At 42.4% G+C, this 18,343-nt stretch carries 27 protein-coding genes and 1 pseudogene; all 28 read right to left on the reverse strand.

Features of this window, described 5'->3' with window-relative positions; translation table 11 throughout:
- Nucleotides 1-57: 57 nt before the first annotated feature.
- Nucleotides 58-897, reverse strand: a complete 840-nt coding sequence (locus RB151_RS16305; protein WP_145927307.1) for a hypothetical protein — start codon at nt 895-897, stop codon at nt 58-60.
- A 106-nt stretch (nt 898-1,003) separates the two neighbouring features.
- The gene (locus RB151_RS16310; protein WP_071548448.1) at nt 1,004-1,585 is read right to left on the reverse strand and encodes a hypothetical protein; all 582 of its coding nucleotides are present in this window, start codon (nt 1,583-1,585) and stop codon (nt 1,004-1,006) included.
- Nucleotides 1,585-2,181, reverse strand: a complete 597-nt coding sequence (locus tag RB151_RS16315) for a hypothetical protein (protein WP_071548450.1) — start codon at nt 2,179-2,181, stop codon at nt 1,585-1,587. Before RB151_RS16315 ends, RB151_RS16310 begins: the two co-directional genes overlap by 1 nt.
- Nucleotides 2,182-2,183: 2 nt before the next feature.
- A complete protein-coding gene (locus tag RB151_RS16320; protein WP_071548452.1) occupies nt 2,184-5,288 on the reverse strand; it encodes a tape measure protein in 3,105 nt (1,034 codons plus the stop codon).
- A 32-nt stretch (nt 5,289-5,320) separates the two neighbouring features.
- Nucleotides 5,321-5,545, reverse strand: coding sequence for a phage tail assembly protein T (locus tag RB151_RS16325; protein WP_071548453.1), 225 nt, complete (start codon nt 5,543-5,545; stop codon nt 5,321-5,323).
- Nucleotides 5,546-5,601: 56 nt separating this feature from the next.
- Nucleotides 5,602-5,994 carry a phage tail assembly chaperone gene (locus RB151_RS16330; RefSeq protein ID WP_071548455.1) on the reverse strand — a complete coding sequence of 131 codons (393 nt, stop codon included), beginning with the start codon at nt 5,992-5,994 and terminating at the stop codon, nt 5,602-5,604.
- Nucleotides 5,994-6,479, reverse strand: coding sequence for a phage tail tube protein (locus tag RB151_RS16335; protein ID WP_071548457.1), 486 nt, complete (start codon nt 6,477-6,479; stop codon nt 5,994-5,996). The genes RB151_RS16330 and RB151_RS16335 overlap by 1 nt, the downstream gene beginning before the upstream one ends.
- A gap of 60 nt (nt 6,480-6,539) precedes the next feature.
- Nucleotides 6,540-6,875, reverse strand: a complete 336-nt coding sequence (gene gp17, locus RB151_RS16340) for a tail completion protein gp17 (RefSeq protein WP_071548459.1) — start codon at nt 6,873-6,875, stop codon at nt 6,540-6,542.
- Entirely contained in the window at nt 6,872-7,321 is a 450-nt protein-coding gene (locus RB151_RS16345; protein WP_071548461.1) for an HK97-gp10 family putative phage morphogenesis protein, read from the reverse strand. Before RB151_RS16345 ends, gp17 begins: the two co-directional genes overlap by 4 nt.
- Nucleotides 7,314-7,640: a phage head closure protein gene (locus RB151_RS16350; protein WP_071548463.1), complete on the reverse strand. Its 327-nt coding sequence runs from the start codon at nt 7,638-7,640 to the stop codon at nt 7,314-7,316. Before RB151_RS16350 ends, RB151_RS16345 begins: the two co-directional genes overlap by 8 nt.
- Before the next feature lie 9 nt (nt 7,641-7,649).
- Complete coding sequence (locus RB151_RS16355; protein WP_071548465.1) at nt 7,650-7,976, reverse strand: head-tail connector protein; 327 nt, start codon at nt 7,974-7,976, stop codon at nt 7,650-7,652.
- The gene (locus RB151_RS23530) at nt 7,976-8,224 is read right to left on the reverse strand and encodes a hypothetical protein (protein WP_094301218.1); all 249 of its coding nucleotides are present in this window, start codon (nt 8,222-8,224) and stop codon (nt 7,976-7,978) included. Before RB151_RS23530 ends, RB151_RS16355 begins: the two co-directional genes overlap by 1 nt.
- A gap of 46 nt (nt 8,225-8,270) precedes the next feature.
- Nucleotides 8,271-9,485 (reverse strand): phage major capsid protein, encoded by a 1,215-nt coding sequence (locus RB151_RS16360; protein ID WP_071548467.1) that lies wholly within the window; start codon nt 9,483-9,485, stop codon nt 8,271-8,273.
- 14 nt (nt 9,486-9,499) lie between these two features.
- A pseudogene (locus RB151_RS16365) lies at nt 9,500-10,350 on the reverse strand (head maturation protease, ClpP-related).
- A gap of 5 nt (nt 10,351-10,355) precedes the next feature.
- Nucleotides 10,356-11,693, reverse strand: a complete 1,338-nt coding sequence (locus RB151_RS16370; protein WP_071548469.1) for a phage portal protein — start codon at nt 11,691-11,693, stop codon at nt 10,356-10,358.
- Nucleotides 11,694-13,436 carry a terminase large subunit gene (locus RB151_RS16375; RefSeq protein ID WP_071548470.1) on the reverse strand — a complete coding sequence of 581 codons (1,743 nt, stop codon included), beginning with the start codon at nt 13,434-13,436 and terminating at the stop codon, nt 11,694-11,696.
- The gene (locus RB151_RS16380; RefSeq protein WP_071548472.1) at nt 13,390-13,857 is read right to left on the reverse strand and encodes a phage terminase small subunit P27 family; all 468 of its coding nucleotides are present in this window, start codon (nt 13,855-13,857) and stop codon (nt 13,390-13,392) included. Before RB151_RS16380 ends, RB151_RS16375 begins: the two co-directional genes overlap by 47 nt.
- Before the next feature lie 123 nt (nt 13,858-13,980).
- Nucleotides 13,981-14,193, reverse strand: a complete 213-nt coding sequence (locus RB151_RS16385) for a hypothetical protein (RefSeq protein WP_071548474.1) — start codon at nt 14,191-14,193, stop codon at nt 13,981-13,983.
- 1 nt (nt 14,194) lies between these two features.
- Complete coding sequence (locus RB151_RS16390) at nt 14,195-14,548, reverse strand: HNH endonuclease signature motif containing protein (protein WP_071548476.1); 354 nt, start codon at nt 14,546-14,548, stop codon at nt 14,195-14,197.
- Nucleotides 14,530-15,168 carry a hypothetical protein gene (locus tag RB151_RS16395; RefSeq protein WP_145927308.1) on the reverse strand — a complete coding sequence of 213 codons (639 nt, stop codon included), beginning with the start codon at nt 15,166-15,168 and terminating at the stop codon, nt 14,530-14,532. Before RB151_RS16395 ends, RB151_RS16390 begins: the two co-directional genes overlap by 19 nt.
- A gap of 460 nt (nt 15,169-15,628) precedes the next feature.
- Nucleotides 15,629-15,817, reverse strand: coding sequence for a hypothetical protein (locus RB151_RS16400; protein ID WP_071548480.1), 189 nt, complete (start codon nt 15,815-15,817; stop codon nt 15,629-15,631).
- Nucleotides 15,818-15,888: 71 nt separating this feature from the next.
- Nucleotides 15,889-16,263, reverse strand: a complete 375-nt coding sequence (locus RB151_RS16405; protein ID WP_071548482.1) for a hypothetical protein — start codon at nt 16,261-16,263, stop codon at nt 15,889-15,891.
- Nucleotides 16,264-16,273: 10 nt separating this feature from the next.
- Nucleotides 16,274-16,555, reverse strand: a complete 282-nt coding sequence (locus tag RB151_RS16410; protein WP_141240661.1) for a hypothetical protein — start codon at nt 16,553-16,555, stop codon at nt 16,274-16,276.
- A 126-nt stretch (nt 16,556-16,681) separates the two neighbouring features.
- Nucleotides 16,682-16,936, reverse strand: coding sequence for an Rz1-like lysis system protein LysC (gene lysC / locus RB151_RS24635; RefSeq protein ID WP_423810738.1), 255 nt, complete (start codon nt 16,934-16,936; stop codon nt 16,682-16,684).
- The gene (locus RB151_RS23375) at nt 16,821-17,210 is read right to left on the reverse strand and encodes a hypothetical protein (RefSeq protein ID WP_158516034.1); all 390 of its coding nucleotides are present in this window, start codon (nt 17,208-17,210) and stop codon (nt 16,821-16,823) included. Before RB151_RS23375 ends, lysC begins: the two co-directional genes overlap by 116 nt.
- On the reverse strand, nt 17,195-17,551 hold the full coding sequence (locus tag RB151_RS16420; RefSeq protein ID WP_071548488.1) for a D-Ala-D-Ala carboxypeptidase family metallohydrolase: 357 nt from the start codon (nt 17,549-17,551) through the stop codon (nt 17,195-17,197). Before RB151_RS16420 ends, RB151_RS23375 begins: the two co-directional genes overlap by 16 nt.
- Entirely contained in the window at nt 17,548-17,916 is a 369-nt protein-coding gene (locus RB151_RS16425) for a hypothetical protein (protein ID WP_071548490.1), read from the reverse strand. The genes RB151_RS16420 and RB151_RS16425 overlap by 4 nt, the downstream gene beginning before the upstream one ends.
- Complete coding sequence (locus RB151_RS16430) at nt 17,916-18,329, reverse strand: putative holin (RefSeq protein WP_071548492.1); 414 nt, start codon at nt 18,327-18,329, stop codon at nt 17,916-17,918. Before RB151_RS16430 ends, RB151_RS16425 begins: the two co-directional genes overlap by 1 nt.
- Between the last annotated feature and the right edge of the window lie 14 nt (nt 18,330-18,343).

The raw sequence follows: 18,343 nt of genomic DNA on the forward strand, positions 1-18,343 counted from the left end.
AGCAGGTTTATGTATTAAATTGATTTAAAAAAGGTTATAGGTGTTATCGCCCAGATCTTAATTGCATAAATTATTCCATTCATTGGCAAAATCTTTTGTTCCATCATCTATTAATGATGTAGTTCCTATTTGCACAAAATTCTTATAGCCTGTGTATGCCCCAAAGCTATTTTTTGCATTTACCTGTCCGCATACCACCCCTGACTTTCCAAGCTTACTATTTCTTATATCTGCAGAGGATGGATCTTTAAGCGAATTTTTCAATCGTTTTTCACCAAACGATATTTGATTCATTTCCTCTATAGCTTCCTTTCTTATTCTATCTTTATAATCTTCAGCCTTAATCCTTGCTTCATATTTTTCACCAAATATAGGTGTAGATGAATTAACAAATATCAGACTAAAGACACAAATAACAATAACGCCGATAGATGAAGCTATGGCTCCGACCTTATCGCAAAGAGCCGTAACCATTAATGACAACGGTATAAGTAATAATAGAGAGATTGGTGATCTAAAAAGAAAATAAACGGATACAAGAAAAACAATTAGCGCTAACAAAGCGAAATATTTCCCTGCGCCATTTGATTCTTTTTTATTATATTTAATTTGCGTTCTGGTATATTTACTTGCATTGTTTATTGCCAAAAAATCACTATGAACATATTTATCACTAACTTTATATATTCCATCATCACTAATATCACCTACTACCCCATTAATGACCATTGTGGTGATAAGTTCACTGCAGGTGTATTCGTCCAATTCAAATACTTTGCATAGCAATTCACTATCAAATGTCTTTCTATTCGAACAATACATAACAACGTCATCGTAAATTCGCTCTATGTGACTTGCCATATCACTATCAATATATTTTGTGTTTGACTCTGCCACGGCTATCCATCCCATTAATTAGTTTTAATATGTTAACTTAAGTAATAACCATACCAAACCAATAAGAACAATAGAATAGATGTAAACTAAATAACAGAGACACAGATCACTTATAGATAAATGTTGGGGCATCTTTTTTACTTCCCCAGTAAATTGCCCTTTCAGCCATCTGAGCAACATAGCGGAATATGCGATCGCCTATATGTCGCTTTTGCCATGATTCATCAGTAAACCTATCAGGTAACCCCTGAGACCAACGTTCAAAGCGATTTGATACTGTGACCGCAACTTCGCACTTATCACCTACGCTCACACCGATATTGCTAATTTGACCTGCAAATAGCACTTCAGCGAGAATAGGCTGTCCATCTTCATTGAGAGCCACCATCATTAATCGCACATCCCGCCCTCGGCTCCGCTCATTCATCACATCACCGAGTAATGAGGAATCAAAACCACTGAGCGATAAAATAAGCTGCTGTGGGCCTGTCGTATTTTCTTCTGAAACCGTTTCTATCGCACCAAACTGACCTACACCTTGATACATCTCACCAGCAATAACTAAATTACCCGTCGCGGTGTGCACGCGTGTTACACCAGATTTGAGATCAAGTTTAGCTGCAGCGACGACATAACAACCATCATTAATGGCTTGGGTCATTTCATTTGAAAAAGGATGATAGATCATCAATAAAGTGCCTCCTCAAAAGAAAGCGTAGTAGATGTAAATACGCCTGGCGTTCTACGCAATCGCCCTTGATTGTTGTCAGTTAACTTAAAAATGCCATAAGGATTTTGCACTTCAATTTTATCCCCCATTACAGGGGAATAGCGTAGCATTGGGGAAAATGAGATTGTTGCATTTCCTTGTGCATCACTCATTACATCAGAAGTTACTTTTTTAAGTTCATGATTAATCGTGATATTATCAGCCGCTTTTAGTACCAATGAATCTGGTTTCCAACCCTTAGTTAACAAGGTTCGTCCCATTTGATTTGGCTGATTAACGATAGGAACTCCGACACCATTAACGCCCATTCGAGCCCAGTCAAACAATTTAATACGCCCAGACTCACCGTCCAGCTGTGCCAGAATAACTTCCAGTAGGCGCGCTTTTTCATCTATTAAATTATTGAGGGTTAAATCACAACGCCATCGGCTACCTGGGTAACGCACAGTTTGTGCGCTCCCAGTAAAAACGGAAACAAATGTCTTAGAGTTGCTAATCAGCTGCCAATCAAGAGATGACGGCTCCAATTCTTTAGGCCATGTTAAAATATCCATGATTATTTCCCTAGCGTTTTACGTAACTTACCGTTAGTTTGAAAATCTCGCATAATGTCCGCCTTGGCCTTTGCCGCGCCCTCTTCCGCCCCTTGTCGTGCTGCCTCCCTTAAGGCACCTTCCAGTGCAGCATCTCCATTGCCAGATATATAAAAATCTTGATTAAACACATTACCGCCAGCAGGCTTTTCATTAACTGGCATATCAATTTTAGGAAGCTGAGCGCGAACACCTAGTGAGCCATCTTTAGAACGAGTTAACGGCATAATAGCCTCTGGCCCCGCTTCCCCCATTAACCCCAGCGAAGGCACTCCACCTTTAGCGAATGGGAAAAATGTCGGTGCATCAATAACCTGACCGCTATAAGCACTTAGACCAGGAGTGTTATACATCCCTCCTTTGGCGTTTGGCACATAACTTTGCCACCCCGTTGACATACCCATCGCTCCAGTACCAGAGGCCGAAGCTGCCGAGCTCGCGCCCGATGCACCGCCACCAGCAAACCCACCAAATAACCCAGTTAAAGCATTGGTGATCATCGCCTGCATAGCAATACGAATTAAATCCTGAATAATGGATTGTGCTAGTGATGCGGAAAGCTCTTGGAGTGTTTCTGAAAATGATTTAGAACCCGTTAAAATACCCGTTAACGCATTGCTGGTGCGCTGTTCAACGGTTTCGAGTAAGTTCATCTGCATTTTTTGCCAGTTACCCTGAGCACCATACAGCTCTTTTGCAGCTTCTAATTGCGCTTCTTTTGAGCGATTAGTTGCTGCTATCATGAGTTCCTGATACCGCTCCTGACTGATTAGGTCATTGCTACGATAAGCCTCATACAATGCCTGCTGCTCATTGAGTTGGTTTTGCAGCTTAACAACAGGGTCAATTTCACCCGCAAGATCATAACTGGGTAAAGCCTTTTTATTGGCCTCCTCGGTTAACTTTTGCTTGGTGTAATCATTGTGTAACTGCAAACTAGCGGAATAATACTGCTGTTCGCTTAATAACTTGGACTGACGAAGCTCATTTAACTCCCTTGCAGCCTCCTTTTCTTTGCGAACAATAGTGGCATAAGGATCATACTTTTCGGCAAGTTCTAAGCGTTTTTGCTGGTGATTTTCTGTATTAAGCAAAATCAAACGCTGCATTTCGGTTTGACTGATGTAGCCTTTCTTGTGAAGACTAGCTAACTTGTCATTATTTTCCTTTTCACTCGCTTGAATTTTCTGAAGGCTTGAAAAATGCTCTGACTCAATCGATTTGCGCAATTGCTGATAATCATTAAGCGCTTTAGTTTTGCCTTTATCCTTGTCAGTACTACCTGTTAGTTTTGGTGGCGGTAAGTCTTTTGGTTCCGTCTCAGATGGTGAGTTAAATATGTTTCCCTTTAAGACCTGTTCTTTATTGGAAATTTTCTCCCTTAATTTCTGTAGACCTTTCTCTCCATCTTCAATATCAGATAAAATCTGATCTCTTTCCCTACGATAATCATTGGGATTTTCATAAGCAAAAGAAAGTACCCCTTTACTCCGCCGTTCTAACTTAGCCAGCTTCTCATCAGAGTAGTTCTCTAGCCGCCTCGCATCAATTGCTTGCTGTTCAATTAACTTTTCTAAGTTTTCCCTATCCTCATCAAGAGATAACTGAACTTTTACTTTTGATAACTTTTGTAGCTCAGCTATGGTTTCCACCACAGAATCTTTTAGCGACAAAGCACTTTCTCTAGCTTCATCCGATTTTTGTGAGAAATAAAACAGTGCTCCACCTGCTAGCATTGCTGCACCAACTGGGCCACCTAATAGCGCTAAAGTCCCTCTGGCTGCCCTAGCTGCAAAATTCAGTCGTTTTTGAGCTTCGGTCAATTGGTTCGTACTAGCTTCCTCTGCTTTATTTAAGGCAATAATCGTCGCAGAGTTTTTTGCCATTTGCTGGCGAATGGCATTGCGTTGGGTTTCGGTTTGAGCTGCACGTAGCTGTGCTGCTAACGATTCCTGAGTGGTAATAGCAAAGGCTTTTTCTGCTCTAATTTTAGACAGGCTTATTTCAAGACCTTTTGCTTGCGCGCTATTAAGAACATAGTTATCTTTAGCTGCACCAAGCATTTTTTTACCCGCTTCATAGGCACTTAGTGATAAGTTACCCATGTAACGAGATAAACCAATCCCCCCAATCGCGGCACCTGCTATCGCAAAACTGCTAAAGTTTTCGGTTAGGGTTGCCAACCCTGCTGACATTGAACGAGTAATACCCCAGCTGGCGTTTATCTCACCAAAATAAGATTTCGCCGCATTCGTTGCCTTAGTGAACCCATCTGCAACGGTATTGTCCATAGAATCTGCTAGTGCATTATTAGCCTCTTTGGCGTTAATCACTGCATTGGCAAAGAGTTGCATTGAGATACCACCTTTGGTGGCCATCAACTTAACATCATTTTCAGTGACTTTAACACCGCCACGCATGCGAGAGAGTTCTTTAGCAATATCACCCACAACAGAAGGCATGGCATTTAATACAGAATGCCAATCGTTGCCTTTTAAAACGCCTGTTACCATTGCACGGTTTAGTGCCGTGAACGCCGATTCAGTTTGCTGTGCACTCGTTGCGTTTGCAGTGAATGTGGATGATAACGATTCAATATAATCTAATGTGTGAGCCGTAGAGTAGCCCAACTCTTTCATTGCTGAGGCTGAACCTACATACAATTCTTGGGTAGTTTCTATCGCTTTACCATTGCGATTACTCACCGTTAAAAAGCGCTGCTGAAGCTCTTCATAGCGACTGACATCACCTTCAGCAGAAGTCAAGGCCATTTTAATTCGAGCTGACATTTGCCCCCAATCATCTACCGCAGTGATCAGGGTTGAGACAGAGAAGAAACCCGCTAATGCACCCGACATCATTTTTGCTGTGCTAGTCACTGTCGCAAGTTGTTTGTTGATATCATTAAGAGCTTGCTTCTGCGTTCGGAGGTCACGCTCAAAACGACGGCTATTTGCGCTCATCGTTTTGTAATACTCATTACCCGTTCGGGAAGCCTTAGCGATCTCAGCTTGATAGCTCGTTGAGTTGGCAGAGATTTTAATAATTAATTCGCGGAGTTTTGACATAATACATAGCTACCGTTGGGTAATGATCACAATCACGATAAGGAAGCAAAAAAATCTTCTAGCCCCGATCCCGCTTGCTCTTCTGCCTGCACACTCTCACTATCCCATTGAATTAATGTGTCATTAAGGGTTGTTTTCACGCCTTGTGCATTAAATATTGCAGCAGTGACTTGTGCGGCATGTACATCTAAACGCGCATCACCAATGGGATTTATCGAATCAAATGCCCACCAGAGTTGTAATTCACTGGCGGGCATGGTGCCAATTTCAGAGAGGGTTTTTCCTAGCCGCAATGCTAGGGTGAGCAAGAATTTTAGTGCAGGTTCTCGGACTTTTTTTCAGCTTCATTTGTACTGGTAATAAGCTCAAATGCTTGATGCACTAATCGTGCATGCACAGGACCATAAATTTTCAGTACTTCGGGTTTATCTTCTGGCGTAAAAACGGGACTTAAATCCTCTTCAAGTAACACGTTGATCAAGAACTCCACATCTGTTTCAAGATTTCGCTGAACAGTTTCTTCTGTACTGACACCTTCCGAATCCCCTAAATCACGATGTTCTTTAAGCCATTTCAGCCAAATAGAAACCGAGGGTTCACGCAACACAACATCAACGCCCCATTCAGCTACAGTCACCTTTTTTGTGCGAAATGACTGGGCTGGGTTTAATGCGATATCACGCAGTTTATTGACTTTTTTAGCCATTATTTACCACCCCCTGTTGTTTGTGATTGCGTTTCTGGGGCTGACTCCCCTTTCACAACTGGTATTGTTTTACCTTTAAGGCGTAGTGTGAATGATGCAGTGACTACACCATTAGTCGAAACGGACCAACTGTTTTGGCGCACTTCGGCTAAAAAGGCATAACCATTATTGGAAGGGAAAACCACTTTAAATGCATGAACCGTATCGTCGTCATAAGCTTGGCGTAACACCTCTTGCCCTTCATCAGGTGCCCAGTTACCACTAATAGTGACTTCAGCAGGAGCTGCTAACCCGTTTATCATTTCTTGCTCAGTGGAGCATAATGTCGTGACATCAATGTCTTGTTTTTGACCACCCGTGTAGCTAATTTCCTTCGTTGTGCAATCAATCGACAGCGAATCTGTTTCGACTGCAGCAATATCTGTTGCCGCCAATTTAGAAACGCTGATTTTGGTACCTTGCGTTTTTTCATGTTTACTCGTCATATCAGTTTCCTATAGACATAAAAAAACCACCCGTAGGTGGCTGATGGTGTGAGTTGAAATTTAATTCCAGACTTGGAATTCTAACGTTTTACGATACAAAGCCGTGTCAGATTCATAATCCGATTTTCGGGAGACATTTGTAGGTGCTAATACCTTTATGGCCATAAATGCTTTATCCCGTATTTCGCTAGCTTTATCAGGGCTTTTCGCATAAATATCAATTTGAATATTAGTCATTGTTTCAGCCTGTCCAGCGAACACATCCTCGTCAACTTCATAGAATGAAAATATTAACCATGGCGGACTGATAGCGGGCACATCTTGCGGAACAACGAGCGGAAACACCTTATCAGGCAATACAGGGTCTAAGAGTTTGAGCAAGTCGGCATCAATCATTTATTGAGCACTCCATCAATCGCCTGATTCAGTTTTTCGATTGCTGCACTAGCGGCTTCATCGGCTTTACTATCGAATGCAGGACGGATAAAAGGTACCGGTGGCATCTTTGAAGTGCCTTCTTCCAAAAATCGCCAGTAATAAGCATTTCTTGGGTCTTTGGCTTTCATTGAATTATCGCTATTAGTCCCCTCTTTATTACTACCCCGAACATAAACACCCGCCGAAACTTCGCCATTTTTGCGACTGCGCTGGCTGCTGGCCATAATATTTCGGGCTAGCTTTCCAGTACGCCTTGGCGCCTTTGCTCTCACTTCATCACGCAAAACAGCAGCACCCGCATAAGTCGCTTGTCGCAATACCCTCGTACTCTCAGCTTTGCTGAGTTCCTCAAGCTCTTTACTCACATCAAGGAACCCGCTGAAATCAATATTAAAATCATCCATCAGCCTTAACTCCCTGTTTACACAGCAATTCAAGCCGAGTCTTTTTCACATCAGGAATAACGGACTGAATATCATAGTTGAGCCCATTAAATACCATCCGGCAGGTTGAGTTAATATCAGATCGATAACGCATCCAAACGCGAACGGTGATTTCTGACATTTCGGCACCTGACGCAAGAAGCTCACGACCTGAGATGGGTTTAACTTCTGCGCGTGTTGTAGCTATATCAACCCACTGATTTTCACGAGCACCCGAGGGTAATTTAACTAGTTCCTTACGCTGGAAAGTCACCTTGTGACGTAAACGCCCAGCTTGCATAAAGCCTCCTTACAGCCCATAAATACGATAAGGTTGAAGCAATGCTGTAACAGCAAAGGGTTGGGTCGAAAAGGACTGCCCACTAATGACATTCTCACGGCTTTCATACCATTGACCAATCAATAACAGCATGGCATTTTTGACATCATCACTTAACAACAACGACTCAGGATCGTCCTGATAACCGTCTGATGATTCGCTCTCATACAATTTCCGACGTGTGTAGTTTTCGACATACTTCAAGGCAGAGCCTGTATAAATCGTTAGCAACTTATCATCATCAGTAAAATCAGCATCGATATTGCAATGTTGTTTAACTAGTTCAAGAGAAAGCATTATTTCTCCTTTTTGCCTTTAGTTTCTTTTTTTGGCTCTGGCTCTGGCTCTGGCTCTGGCTCTGGCTCTGGCTCTGGCTCTGGCTCTGGCTCTGGCTCTGGCTCTACAAGATTCTGTTCACCTTCAATTTCAACTGCATAGCCTTTTAAAACGAGTTCACGGCCATGTTGCTCCAGTGTTTCTATTTCTTCACCTTCTACAACTACCTTATTACCAAAATAAATTGCACGTAATATCTTTAGTTTCATAGATCACCCCAAAAAGAAAAAGCGGCCTATTGACCGCTTTCATGGATTATTCACCTGTTTTTGGTGCCGTAAAATCACCATAAATAAAGGCTTCAGGTCGTTTTACCGCTAATGCCAATCGTTCCTCGCAACGAATGGAAATCATGTTTTTCTCGAAGTCATCAGTATTCTCAGTAGAAATGACAACGTTAGTTTCCTCACGGTCAAATAACTGAGCCCCTGCATTGAATGCCCCAGTTAAAAACTTACCTTTGAAAGCGGCAGTTTCAGTGGCAACAACAGGTAATCCCCACAGAGTAGGTCCCGTTAGTGCCGCTGGATTCGCTAAAATATAACGGCCTAAGGTATCTTTCATTAACTCAATTTTCGCCCAATCAACAAAGTGCAACACATGACCAGAGGCTGGGAATCGCGCTAACTGAGCCTGCAACATGGCAAGTCGCAGATCATCAATGCCATTTTGTTTTTCTACCTCAAACTCCGCTTTAAATTTAGATGCCTGCGGAATGATGCCGTGTAAGTGCGCTCCAGACCCATCACCAAATAAGATTTCCTGCTCTTCCACAAACTTCAACCCGTAGCGCATTTCTGCGTCAACCAGTGACTGCAACTGTGAAAAGTCATCTAAGATTTGCTTAGATGCTTTAAACAAATGTGCAATGGTAGTTACTGCGGTAATTTTTGGCTCGAATTTAATATCACTGTAGGGTTTAGCTGTATTTTCAGGCACAACAGCAGCATTGTTAGTAAATCCAGTTTGCTGAACCCAGAAAATTGCAGGTGATTGTGTTTTGCCCGGAGCGATAAGCTCACGGATAAACAAACGTTGCTTTGGTGCAATATCGACTCCTGGTAATCGCTGAGGAGGAACAACCCCTTCGGCAACGTCAGTAGAAATTAAGGCAGCATTAACAGGCACAGAAATTCGTTTATTTCCCTGAATACTAGAGTTGATATCTTTTAGTACTTCAGCTGAAACAAATTGCTGACCAACACTTTGAACCACTTTCAGAGCATTATTAAGCGGCATCTGAGCAACATGTTGTTCCAGTTCATCTAATGCGGCCTTTAAAGTTGTTTCCGCTGACTTTAAAGCATGCAATTCGGACGCCATTTTATCAACGGTGTTTTTAGTTGATGCACTTAAATCACCAGATGCTTTTGCTTCTTTTAGAGCCTCCTCCGCTTTAGCAGTAAATTTTTCGTTGGCTTCTTTGATTGTTGCTGACAAGGTTTTCAATAATTCATTTGTATCAGACATAATGTCTCCAATAATTAATTAGTTTTTGCAAAGGCTCTTACGGCCTCTTGCAAATCAGATAAGGTTTTTGGGTTTATTTCGTTGGTAGCGCTTGGCATACCATTAGGATCGGAAGTAGCGCCCGGCATACTTCCCGTTAAAGCACTAATCAGTTTTCGTCGCTCAGAACGCGGCATTTCCGCTTTAGCCAAGGCTGCATCGAGCTTACGTATAGCGGCTTGAGGGCTTTCATCACCATCATTAATTTCATCAGCAGCAAGCAACCTGTCAGCAAAACCTTTTGCTATTGCATCACTTGATGCGATATAGGTTTCATCATCCATCATTTTGCTAACAACACTTTCAGGCTGTCCACTTCTGGCAACATAGATATCGGCCATTGATTTATCAAAAGGCTCTAAGTCTGCCGCTAATTTTGCAAAGTCGTGCCGGTTACCAACCCCTATTGACCAGCAGTTATGGATCATCAAAAAGGCACCACGGCCCATTTGTATTTCATCGCCCGCCATAGCAATAATGGAAGCCGCTGAAGCCGCAATACCTAAGATGTTTACGGTAACTTTTCCTGAGTGAGCACGGAGTAAGTTATAAATCGCAAGCCCTTCAAACATATCCCCCCCGGACTATTGATATTGACGACAACATCATTGTTCCCAATGGCTCGGAGCGCACCAGAAATACGCTTAGCTGTGACGCCTTCGCCCCAATAATCTTCACCAATCACGTCTAATACCGAAATGGTGTTGTCAAAACTGGCTGCACGAATACCACTATTCCACTTATCCAGCGCTTTAGGTTTAAGTTCATAGCTAATCGATGCGCAGGGGCGATCCTCCAGCGCAACTGGCAAATGACTTTTTTTCATTCGATTTACTCCTCGGAATGAGGTTTGTTATATTCAGGGGAAGGTTTATTATCTTGAGCTGATGGATTGCCTTCAGGAAATAACCAGTTGCTTAACTGTGCCTTGAGTTTTTCTGCTTCATTACCCGCGCTATCTTTCCCGAGCTGGTCAATCGGCGTAAGGTTAAGTTGAACGGTATAAATATCACCACCGTCAATAGGCGGTAAATTTTCTAACCGTCGTACATCATTTCGACTCATCCAGCCATTTTGCAATGCCGTGGTATAGTAAGCTGAGCGACCTGCACTATCTGCGCGTAATAGCCCCTCAACAGAAAACTCCGCGTAATAATCGTCATCACTGTCAAGCAAGCAACGATTGATCTCTTGCTCAATATTGACCAATAAGGGACGCAAAGTATTGGTCAGGAATTGCATATTCATCCCCTCCACACTCGATGCCCAGCTACTCTGTTTATCCGCATGGCCTACCATAAAGGGCGGCACACGAAACCAGCGACAAATTTCCTCAATACTGAACCCTCGACTTTGTAACAACTGAGCCGTTTCGGGATTCATCGTGACATTTTGAAATGATAAGTCCGCTTCTAGGATCATGACCTTACCAGCATTCTTAGAGCCGGAAAATGCCGTCAAATGCTTCCGCAACCGCTCGCGTTGGTCAGATTTCAACGCAGTTTTGGAGGTTAGCAAGCCACTTGTCTGTAATCCGTTTTCAAAGACTTTACCTGCGGCTTCATCAGTAGATAACGCCGTTCCGAACACATCTTTACCAATTTGAATAGGTATCATGCCGCAAACACCATCCATACCAAACCCTCTGATATGCATCATGTTTTTTGAGTCAATGACCCGCTTTACGCCTTTCGATGCTGTGTAGGTATACTCTAATTTTCCATTTTCCAACCGCTTTACAGTCATGTTTTGAGGTAATAGCGGGTTCAATGACACCAACTTTGGACCAATATAGAGCTTTTCTACAAAAGCATTACCCCGCAAACATAAACTGGCCACAACCATCAACATAAACCGCGAGGGGGTCATTTCTGAATTTGGCTTGCGGCAAAGCACCCGATATGCTGGATGATCTTTAGCTAGCACACGAGAACCATCCTCCTTGGTTTGGTATATTTTTAGCGGTAATGTTGAAATTGACTCACTCAGTAATCGGACGCAAGACCAGACTGCAGAAAGCTGCAATGCATTATCCGCAGTGACGATTTTCCCACTACTACTTTTGCCTGACCATTCAGCCCAAAAGGTACCATCGGTGAGGCTCATTGGAACACCCATCCAATTCAGTATTGCCGATTTGATTCGCCCCGGCTTTTTCATTTTGCTCATTTAGATCCCCACTATAATTGGATCATCAAAGAAACCTTCAATATCCCCGTCGTCTTCGTATTCCTCTTCTGATGCACCGATTGCCATTGCGGAAGCTACAACGCCATCGATACGCCCCGTACTCTTCCTTTTTGCAAATATACGGTTTTCTTTTTGGTCTGCTTCCGTCACAGCCGAGGCTGCGTTCCAGCGTAAACAGGGATTTGCATGAATAATAATGGTCTGGTCATCAATTAACCCTTCAAATAATTCAATTGAGTGAGGCATCCACAAGCCAGAATCTTTCGCCTTATAATAACCTTGCCCGTGAGGAACTAAGGGTACTGTGACTGCCGCCTCATCTAATTTAGGCTCTAAGTATTTGATCCTGTATTGGTCAAATGCAATCGCGAGCAAATTTACATGCGCTGTGATTTCAGCAATTCGCTCAGCAACAAACTCATATTTAACGGCATTACCGGGTGGTGTGTGGATAAAGCCTTTTCTAGCCCAAGCATCATAGGGAACGCGGTCAGTTTTAGCCCTATCTAACAGGGTGTCTTTCGGTGTCCAGAACTCAACATAAAGATGTTTAATTCTTGGAAAATAAAGCGCTAACGCGGTTAAATCTCGCGTTCCTGATAAATCTAGGCCGCCATAACATTCCTCGCCTTGTAAATCCTCTAATGTGAACGCCTTCTCACAATTCATCCATGTATCACCATTTATCCATGGATTATCGGCATCCACCCACTGGCAGAAATTAAGCCGACGGACAATGCTTTCTTTAGCTGGCATGCCTTGGGCTTGCGTAACTTGCTCCCGTAAATAACGGTCAGTAAAGGTATAACCTAAAGAGGGGTTGGCTTTTCCCCAGCACGATTCATCTTTAAAGGGGTCGTCACCCTCATCAAGTGAACAGATATAAGAAAAGAAACTGTCATCTTCAATCGAACCTTCAGCGACCTTTCGACCGTATTCATGGTAGTCATAACATACGCTGGTTTTATCATGGCCACTGTTAGTGATCATAAATATCAATGCTTGCCGTCGACCTTTAGTTCCAGCACGCATCATTTCAACAACGTTATTATTTTTATGCTCATGAATTTCATCAATTAATGCGCAATGAGGGCGTGGGCCTGACTGCCCATCGTCAGCACTAATCGGTCGGAAAAATGACCCTGTTTTTAAAAAGGCTAAGTTCCACTCTTTACCTGTACCACCTGATTTTGTGATCCGCTGGCTCAATGCGGGTGATTGGTCAACCATTGCAACCGCATCACGGAATAAAATCATAGCCTGGTCTTTCTTCGTTGCTGCGGCATAAACTTCAGCGCGCGGCTCACTGTCAGCCGTTAAGCAATAAAGACCTACTCCACCTGCTAGAGGTGATTTGCCCGAGCCCTTCCCTGACTCAACATACACCATGCGAAAGCGACGAGTGCCATCTTCCATTTGCCAACCAAAAATCGAACCAACCACGAAACATTGCCATGGCAGCAAAATAAAAGGCTTCCCCTCGTGCTCACCACCATTAAGTTTTAGTACCTTTGCAAAGAAACCAATTGCACGCTGAACTGCATCAATATCCCACACTAAACCTCGTTGTTTAGCTTCTTTCAGGTCTTTAAGGTGTCTAGCACAAGCATTTCGAATGTCGGGGCCAGCAAGAATTTTACCGTCATGAACGTCTTGGGCATATTGCGTTGCAGGGTCAACCGAAGTACGCGTTGAGCGGGTCTTCCTCTTCTTCTCCACCATCGATTTTCACCTTTGAGCGAGCTGCCGGAGTCAAACCGAACTCGACTAAATAACTTTTAAAACGGCGATCCGCATCAGCCAACATTGCTACTGCTGGGTGCGCTTTAATCAGAAAATCACCCAATTGGGTTTTTGTTGTATAAGTGCGACCTTCAATTGCTATCGTGTCGCGTAGCTGAAGAATATCAGCGTAGATATCACAAAGCCTTTCCAAAGCCAAAGCATCGGCAATAGTTAAAACGCCCATACCATCAAGTAGCAAGGTTAATTTTGCCCATGCGATTTTTCCCCAATCCGTTAAGTGTTCGGGTGGGCTTGGAATTTCACGCCGAGGTTTGGGTTCTTTGTCGTTAAGTTTTCGTTTCCCCGGATTACCCGTTACCAATTTCAAGTTGGTCGGTTTCGGGCGTCTTCCTGCCATCGGAACCTCCCAGAAAAAAACTTTTCATTTCGCGGTTGTGCACACGAATGACTACGGTCGGTAATTTAAGGCAAAGGTTTTGAACTTTTACCCCGCCCCTACCGTTATGATTTCAGATTGAAACTATTTCAAGTGAATATCAGGCGCATCAGTAACCATGTCATTAGTGCAGGTAAGCTTGACCGTAACCTCTACCGAATTAGTTGCTCCATTGGTGGGTGGTAGGATGACCGAGGTTTGGTTACTCAATAGCTGTCCATCCACACTCAATGCATGGCCGACGAAGTGACCATTTTTAAATAGCTTAGATAATTTCACTAACTTTTGATTAGTCATGTTATTTATTCCAATGTGAATTAGGGTCAAGCGGAATACCATCTTCACTGCAGCCGACAACAACACCACTCTTCTCCATGCGCTGCTTAGTAGAGTTATGATGTGACGCACATAGGCTTTGGTAGTTATTGGTATCCCAGAATAACTTTTGGGCTTTGGCTATCTGTTCGGCACTGCCTGAGTCAAGCGCGTCCTTCAGTCGGTGTGGAGTGATATGGTCGACCACAGTTGCTGCAGTAATGCGACCTTGCTCTTGGCACATCACGCATAAGGGATGCTTAGCAAGATGGTTAAGCCTAACCCTTGCCCACCGACCACCGTAGACATTGGTCTTCTTTACCGTAGGGCGCGACACAATGGACCGCCTCTCGCTACATCTTCAGCAATAACACTTTTGATAGTCTGGATCATCAACTTCTCTTGTTGCTCCATTGTCTGTTTTATGCTGATAATATTCATTGCATTAAGACTACCTTTCAGCCTTGCCTCTTCAACCTCTTTACCAAGTTCAGTAACCTGACGCTGTAGACCAGATAGGTGTTGCGCTGTCGATTGCTCACTGACAGCAGATGCACATTGAATACCATTTATTTGAGCTTGCAATTGACTAAACTCAGATTCAACCTGCAGCTTAAACTTTTCGAATTCTGACTGCTCAGTGGAGATAGCTTCACTTGTTCGTAGTATGGCTGCTGGTGAAGTCAGTGCCTTTTCAGTGTGTTCTTCTGGCGGCAGTACTATTTTCTCTAGTTTGGCTTGTTCAATGCATTCTTCATTAATAAGCACCTGACCATTTGTAATAAAGAACTTATCAGCACTAAAACCTACGCTTGTTGGCTGCTTTAATCCTGTGCTAACCATCAGCCTTTCAATGCGCTTTAGTTGCGCTTCCAGCTTATCTAAGTCAGTGCTATCGACTGATATCTTTATAGATAGGGTGGCTATTTCTTTTTTATCTGACATAACTGTCTCCATAAATGAAAAAGCCACCAGTGATTAGCTGATGGCCGTACTCCGATTTGGATTAAGTAATAAGTAGTGATAATATCTCGCCGCTGGTCAAGGATGACTGGCCTTACTACAATAATTATAAAGCTACATTTCCATTAGATATGCCCTTCTATAGAGGGCTTTTTTTATGTCATTTGATAATCACCAATATAATTGCGCATTTGAAATAACCTGCTAGGCTTAACGCTGATATTCATCGTAAAGCAATACTTTAGCCTACCGCTGTGTAGGCTTTTTTTTATTTGCATACGCGTTTTTCAATATTCTTTTCCGTATTTCGTAACAATTTATACCTAGATTATTTAACTTATATTGGTATCATGCTCACGCCCTTACGACATTTGGGTATTCATAATCAAAAATTAGTTCAATAAACTAAATAAATCCTTTCCCCTTTTCGCAAAAGGGGATTTTTTTATTACAACTAACCTAATTTAGCTCGCACAAGGCAATCTTTAGCCTCAAGTAACTTGCGAAGTCCCGCTGACTTCTCGGCACCATCTGGTAACTGTTCATCCATCTGCTTAGCTAAATCACCAATAGGCTTACTAACCTCTTGCAAGTGAGCTGGTAGATGTTGGTATTCAAAATATTTCATGATTGGATTAGGCATTTAGTACTCCTGTAGATATTAAAAAGCCCCTGATTTCTCAGAGGCTCAATATTGATTTATTGAATTAGGTTTTAAGATGAGTGCTTTTCTTTAAAATAATAACCGATGATAAAACCAAGTGAGGTGCCGAGAGCGCTGATTATGAGTGATAAAACCTTATCCAGCTCAAGTAAAGATACCTTACTCGCGGCCTCAACAAGCCCGCGATCACTTAATGACTCAATCCATAAAATGGCGCAATAATTATATAAGAGGACAAATAAACCGCCGCCTGCAATGGAAAAAAAGAAACCACGAACAAAAAACGTTGTTAACCTTCCTCTTGCTTCATTATCAGCTCTAGAAATCTCTTTCTGCTGACCCTCATTTATTTTTGCAAATGTTGGCTCATTACTATGAATCGAATTATTTAATCCATCTAGCGCCTTACGTACAGAGTTTGTCATGCAATGTACCTCAACTATTCCCTATTTTCTTTAACGCTTGCCCGTAATCTTTTAGTAAGGAGGTTGCGTATTCATTGGAATGAATGGTTGCTTCCATAACTCTTTCAGCAAACTTGTTTATTTCATCGATGAGTCGTAGATCTTCTTCGGTACCATTCTGCCGCAGTCTCATCTCCAATTCAGACATAAGCCTTAACGCTGACGTAGATACATCATATAAATCCTTATATAAAGCATCTCCTTTTGACCTATACCTAGCTAAATCTTCGAGTATTTCCTTTTTACTGGACATATTTATTTTCCATAGCATCCATAATGCGAACAATGGGAAAAATATAGCACGAAAAAGGTTAACGATGACCATCTTAAGACTCAAATGATAGTTAGATCCTGTTTTTGATGTGTACATAGCACCTCACTAGTTATTTCTAGCCGCTTCAATCTCTCTAATGGCTTTTTTATCTAAATTGCACTGCTCAATCACCGTTAGTAGCGACTCATTTATCAATAGAGAGTCACCCCAAGGAAATGTCTCAGGGATGTACTCAGGCAAACAATCATTGAGTAAATGAGCTGGAATGGGCACTGATGGCGTTTGAACGTATTCTATTCGCGTGGTTGTGCAGCTCGATAGTAGCATCACGAGGAGCATCAATAGCGGCACACTTATCATCCACAATAACGGTTTTGATAATGGTTTTAACCGTTTCAGAAGCCACTGCTGCCGCGTCGCGTTCCCTAAGGTTATTTCGTGAGATTTCATTGAATGTTACCGAAAGTTCTAAAACGGTGGACAATATGAATTGATTGGCGGCTAGCTCATTTGCTTTTTTATCAAACTTATCACTTAATTTGTCATAGTCATTCACAACCCAAACAAGCCAAAATAATAAAATGGCACAAGTGGCCATTAATGCTTTGGTTAGTATGCTTAATTGCTGCCCCATCGTGCTTTATATCCTCTCACATCGATATGTGTGAATGTCTTATAGCGACCAATGCCGTAGCTATCAGGAAAGATAGATTCAAGATAATCAGCCACTATTTTAGGCGCTACATCCTTGACTTTGATATCTGCCGCAGTGCCTAACAAGTGTTGTGATCTAGGCGCGCCACCTACACTTTTATTATGGTTGGTGCAGCGACGGCCACTGACAATAATTACTGGCTTACTAAAATGGGCACGAACACTTTCAAGTATTTCAACCAACTTAGGTTCAACTTGATTTGCTCCGCACCCGTCTTTACATGCAAATTCATTACTATCGAAATGTTTACTTAATTTCATTTCTTCACCATAAAAGTAAAAGGCCGCTTAATTAGCAGCCAGATTGATTTGATTCGGGCTATTAATTTACTAATGACAACAACCGACATGATGTTTCCACCCGCAGAGAAGATAACGGTAAATAAAACACCACTAAACAATACATCTGATGATGCTGCTATACGCTCGCCCACCGCCGTTTGATAAATTTGATAAACCCAACAAACAAATAAGACTGTGCCGATAATCGAATCTCGGCGCTTAGCATAACGACACAAAAACACGGTGATTGCTGAGGCGGATTTAAACAAAATATCAGCAACCCCTAATGGATGAGTATCTATCCAGCAGGCTATGTCAGTAAAAATCGTTAAGAAGGCATCCATCAGTTACCCCCTTTATTTCGCCAATCTTTAATAGCTTGTACGATACTGCTAAAGTTTCGGTCTATTGATGCGGCAATACGACTAAACAACTTTCTAAGGTTGTCTTTGTTTGCAGCAAGCACCAAAACGGGGATTAACAAAGCCGAAATAATAATGGCTGTTATCTTAGGGCTAATTTCCCACTGCCATACCTGAGCAATAAAATCTGAGGCTTCTTTAGCAATGAGGATCCCCGCACCTAACGCCAAAATAAAATGAAGTATCTTTCGTCGGTTATTATCTTTAGATGCAATGACGGAAATTGAAGCGCCAATAACTGCCCCTAGCACAACACCATAGTCGGCACCAATAAGGAAACCGCCCATCGCGCCACCGCCAGCAGCACCGAGGGTTATCCCTATTGATGTGCTCATAAATGATTTATTCT

It is taken from the genome of Providencia rettgeri, from assembly GCF_001874625.1.
Taxonomy (GTDB): domain Bacteria; phylum Pseudomonadota; class Gammaproteobacteria; order Enterobacterales; family Enterobacteriaceae; genus Providencia; species Providencia huashanensis.

What these genes read in the sequence shown, in the direction of transcription:
- RB151_RS16335 (WP_071548457.1), bottom strand. Translation starts at nt 6,479, where the DNA reads ATGACGAGTAAACATGAAAAAACGCAAGGTACCAAAATCAGCGTTTCT.
- RB151_RS16425 (WP_071548490.1), bottom strand. Translation starts at nt 17,916, where the DNA reads ATGGATGCCTTCTTAACGATTTTTACTGACATAGCCTGCTGGATAGAT.
- RB151_RS23375 (WP_158516034.1), bottom strand. Translation starts at nt 17,210, where the DNA reads ATGGGGCAGCAATTAAGCATACTAACCAAAGCATTAATGGCCACTTGT.
- RB151_RS16310 (WP_071548448.1), bottom strand. Translation starts at nt 1,585, where the DNA reads ATGATCTATCATCCTTTTTCAAATGAAATGACCCAAGCCATTAATGAT.
- RB151_RS16410 (WP_141240661.1), bottom strand. Translation starts at nt 16,555, where the DNA reads ATGTCCAGTAAAAAGGAAATACTCGAAGATTTAGCTAGGTATAGGTCA.
- RB151_RS16370 (WP_071548469.1), bottom strand. Translation starts at nt 11,693, where the DNA reads ATGAGCAAAATGAAAAAGCCGGGGCGAATCAAATCGGCAATACTGAAT.
- lysC (WP_423810738.1), bottom strand. Translation starts at nt 16,936, where the DNA reads ATGATAAGTGTGCCGCTATTGATGCTCCTCGTGATGCTACTATCGAGC.
- RB151_RS16325 (WP_071548453.1), bottom strand. Translation starts at nt 5,545, where the DNA reads ATGCCCGCCAGTGAATTACAACTCTGGTGGGCATTTGATTCGATAAAT.
- RB151_RS16385 (WP_071548474.1), bottom strand. Translation starts at nt 14,193, where the DNA reads ATGACTAATCAAAAGTTAGTGAAATTATCTAAGCTATTTAAAAATGGT.
- RB151_RS16345 (WP_071548461.1), bottom strand. Translation starts at nt 7,321, where the DNA reads ATGGATGATTTTAATATTGATTTCAGCGGGTTCCTTGATGTGAGTAAA.
- RB151_RS16350 (WP_071548463.1), bottom strand. Translation starts at nt 7,640, where the DNA reads ATGCAAGCTGGGCGTTTACGTCACAAGGTGACTTTCCAGCGTAAGGAA.
- RB151_RS16430 (WP_071548492.1), bottom strand. Translation starts at nt 18,329, where the DNA reads ATGAGCACATCAATAGGGATAACCCTCGGTGCTGCTGGCGGTGGCGCG.
- RB151_RS16420 (WP_071548488.1), bottom strand. Translation starts at nt 17,551, where the DNA reads ATGAAATTAAGTAAACATTTCGATAGTAATGAATTTGCATGTAAAGAC.
- RB151_RS16315 (WP_071548450.1), bottom strand. Translation starts at nt 2,181, where the DNA reads ATGGATATTTTAACATGGCCTAAAGAATTGGAGCCGTCATCTCTTGAT.
- RB151_RS16355 (WP_071548465.1), bottom strand. Translation starts at nt 7,976, where the DNA reads ATGCTTTCTCTTGAACTAGTTAAACAACATTGCAATATCGATGCTGAT.
- RB151_RS16400 (WP_071548480.1), bottom strand. Translation starts at nt 15,817, where the DNA reads ATGCCTAATCCAATCATGAAATATTTTGAATACCAACATCTACCAGCT.
- RB151_RS16405 (WP_071548482.1), bottom strand. Translation starts at nt 16,263, where the DNA reads ATGACAAACTCTGTACGTAAGGCGCTAGATGGATTAAATAATTCGATT.
- RB151_RS16330 (WP_071548455.1), bottom strand. Translation starts at nt 5,994, where the DNA reads ATGGCTAAAAAAGTCAATAAACTGCGTGATATCGCATTAAACCCAGCC.
- RB151_RS16360 (WP_071548467.1), bottom strand. Translation starts at nt 9,485, where the DNA reads ATGTCTGATACAAATGAATTATTGAAAACCTTGTCAGCAACAATCAAA.
- RB151_RS16395 (WP_145927308.1), bottom strand. Translation starts at nt 15,168, where the DNA reads ATGGAGACAGTTATGTCAGATAAAAAAGAAATAGCCACCCTATCTATA.
- RB151_RS16320 (WP_071548452.1), bottom strand. Translation starts at nt 5,288, where the DNA reads ATGTCAAAACTCCGCGAATTAATTATTAAAATCTCTGCCAACTCAACG.
- RB151_RS16375 (WP_071548470.1), bottom strand. Translation starts at nt 13,436, where the DNA reads ATGGTGGAGAAGAAGAGGAAGACCCGCTCAACGCGTACTTCGGTTGAC.
- RB151_RS16380 (WP_071548472.1), bottom strand. Translation starts at nt 13,857, where the DNA reads ATGGCAGGAAGACGCCCGAAACCGACCAACTTGAAATTGGTAACGGGT.
- RB151_RS23530 (WP_094301218.1), bottom strand. Translation starts at nt 8,224, where the DNA reads ATGAAACTAAAGATATTACGTGCAATTTATTTTGGTAATAAGGTAGTT.
- gp17 (WP_071548459.1), bottom strand. Translation starts at nt 6,875, where the DNA reads ATGATTGATGCCGACTTGCTCAAACTCTTAGACCCTGTATTGCCTGAT.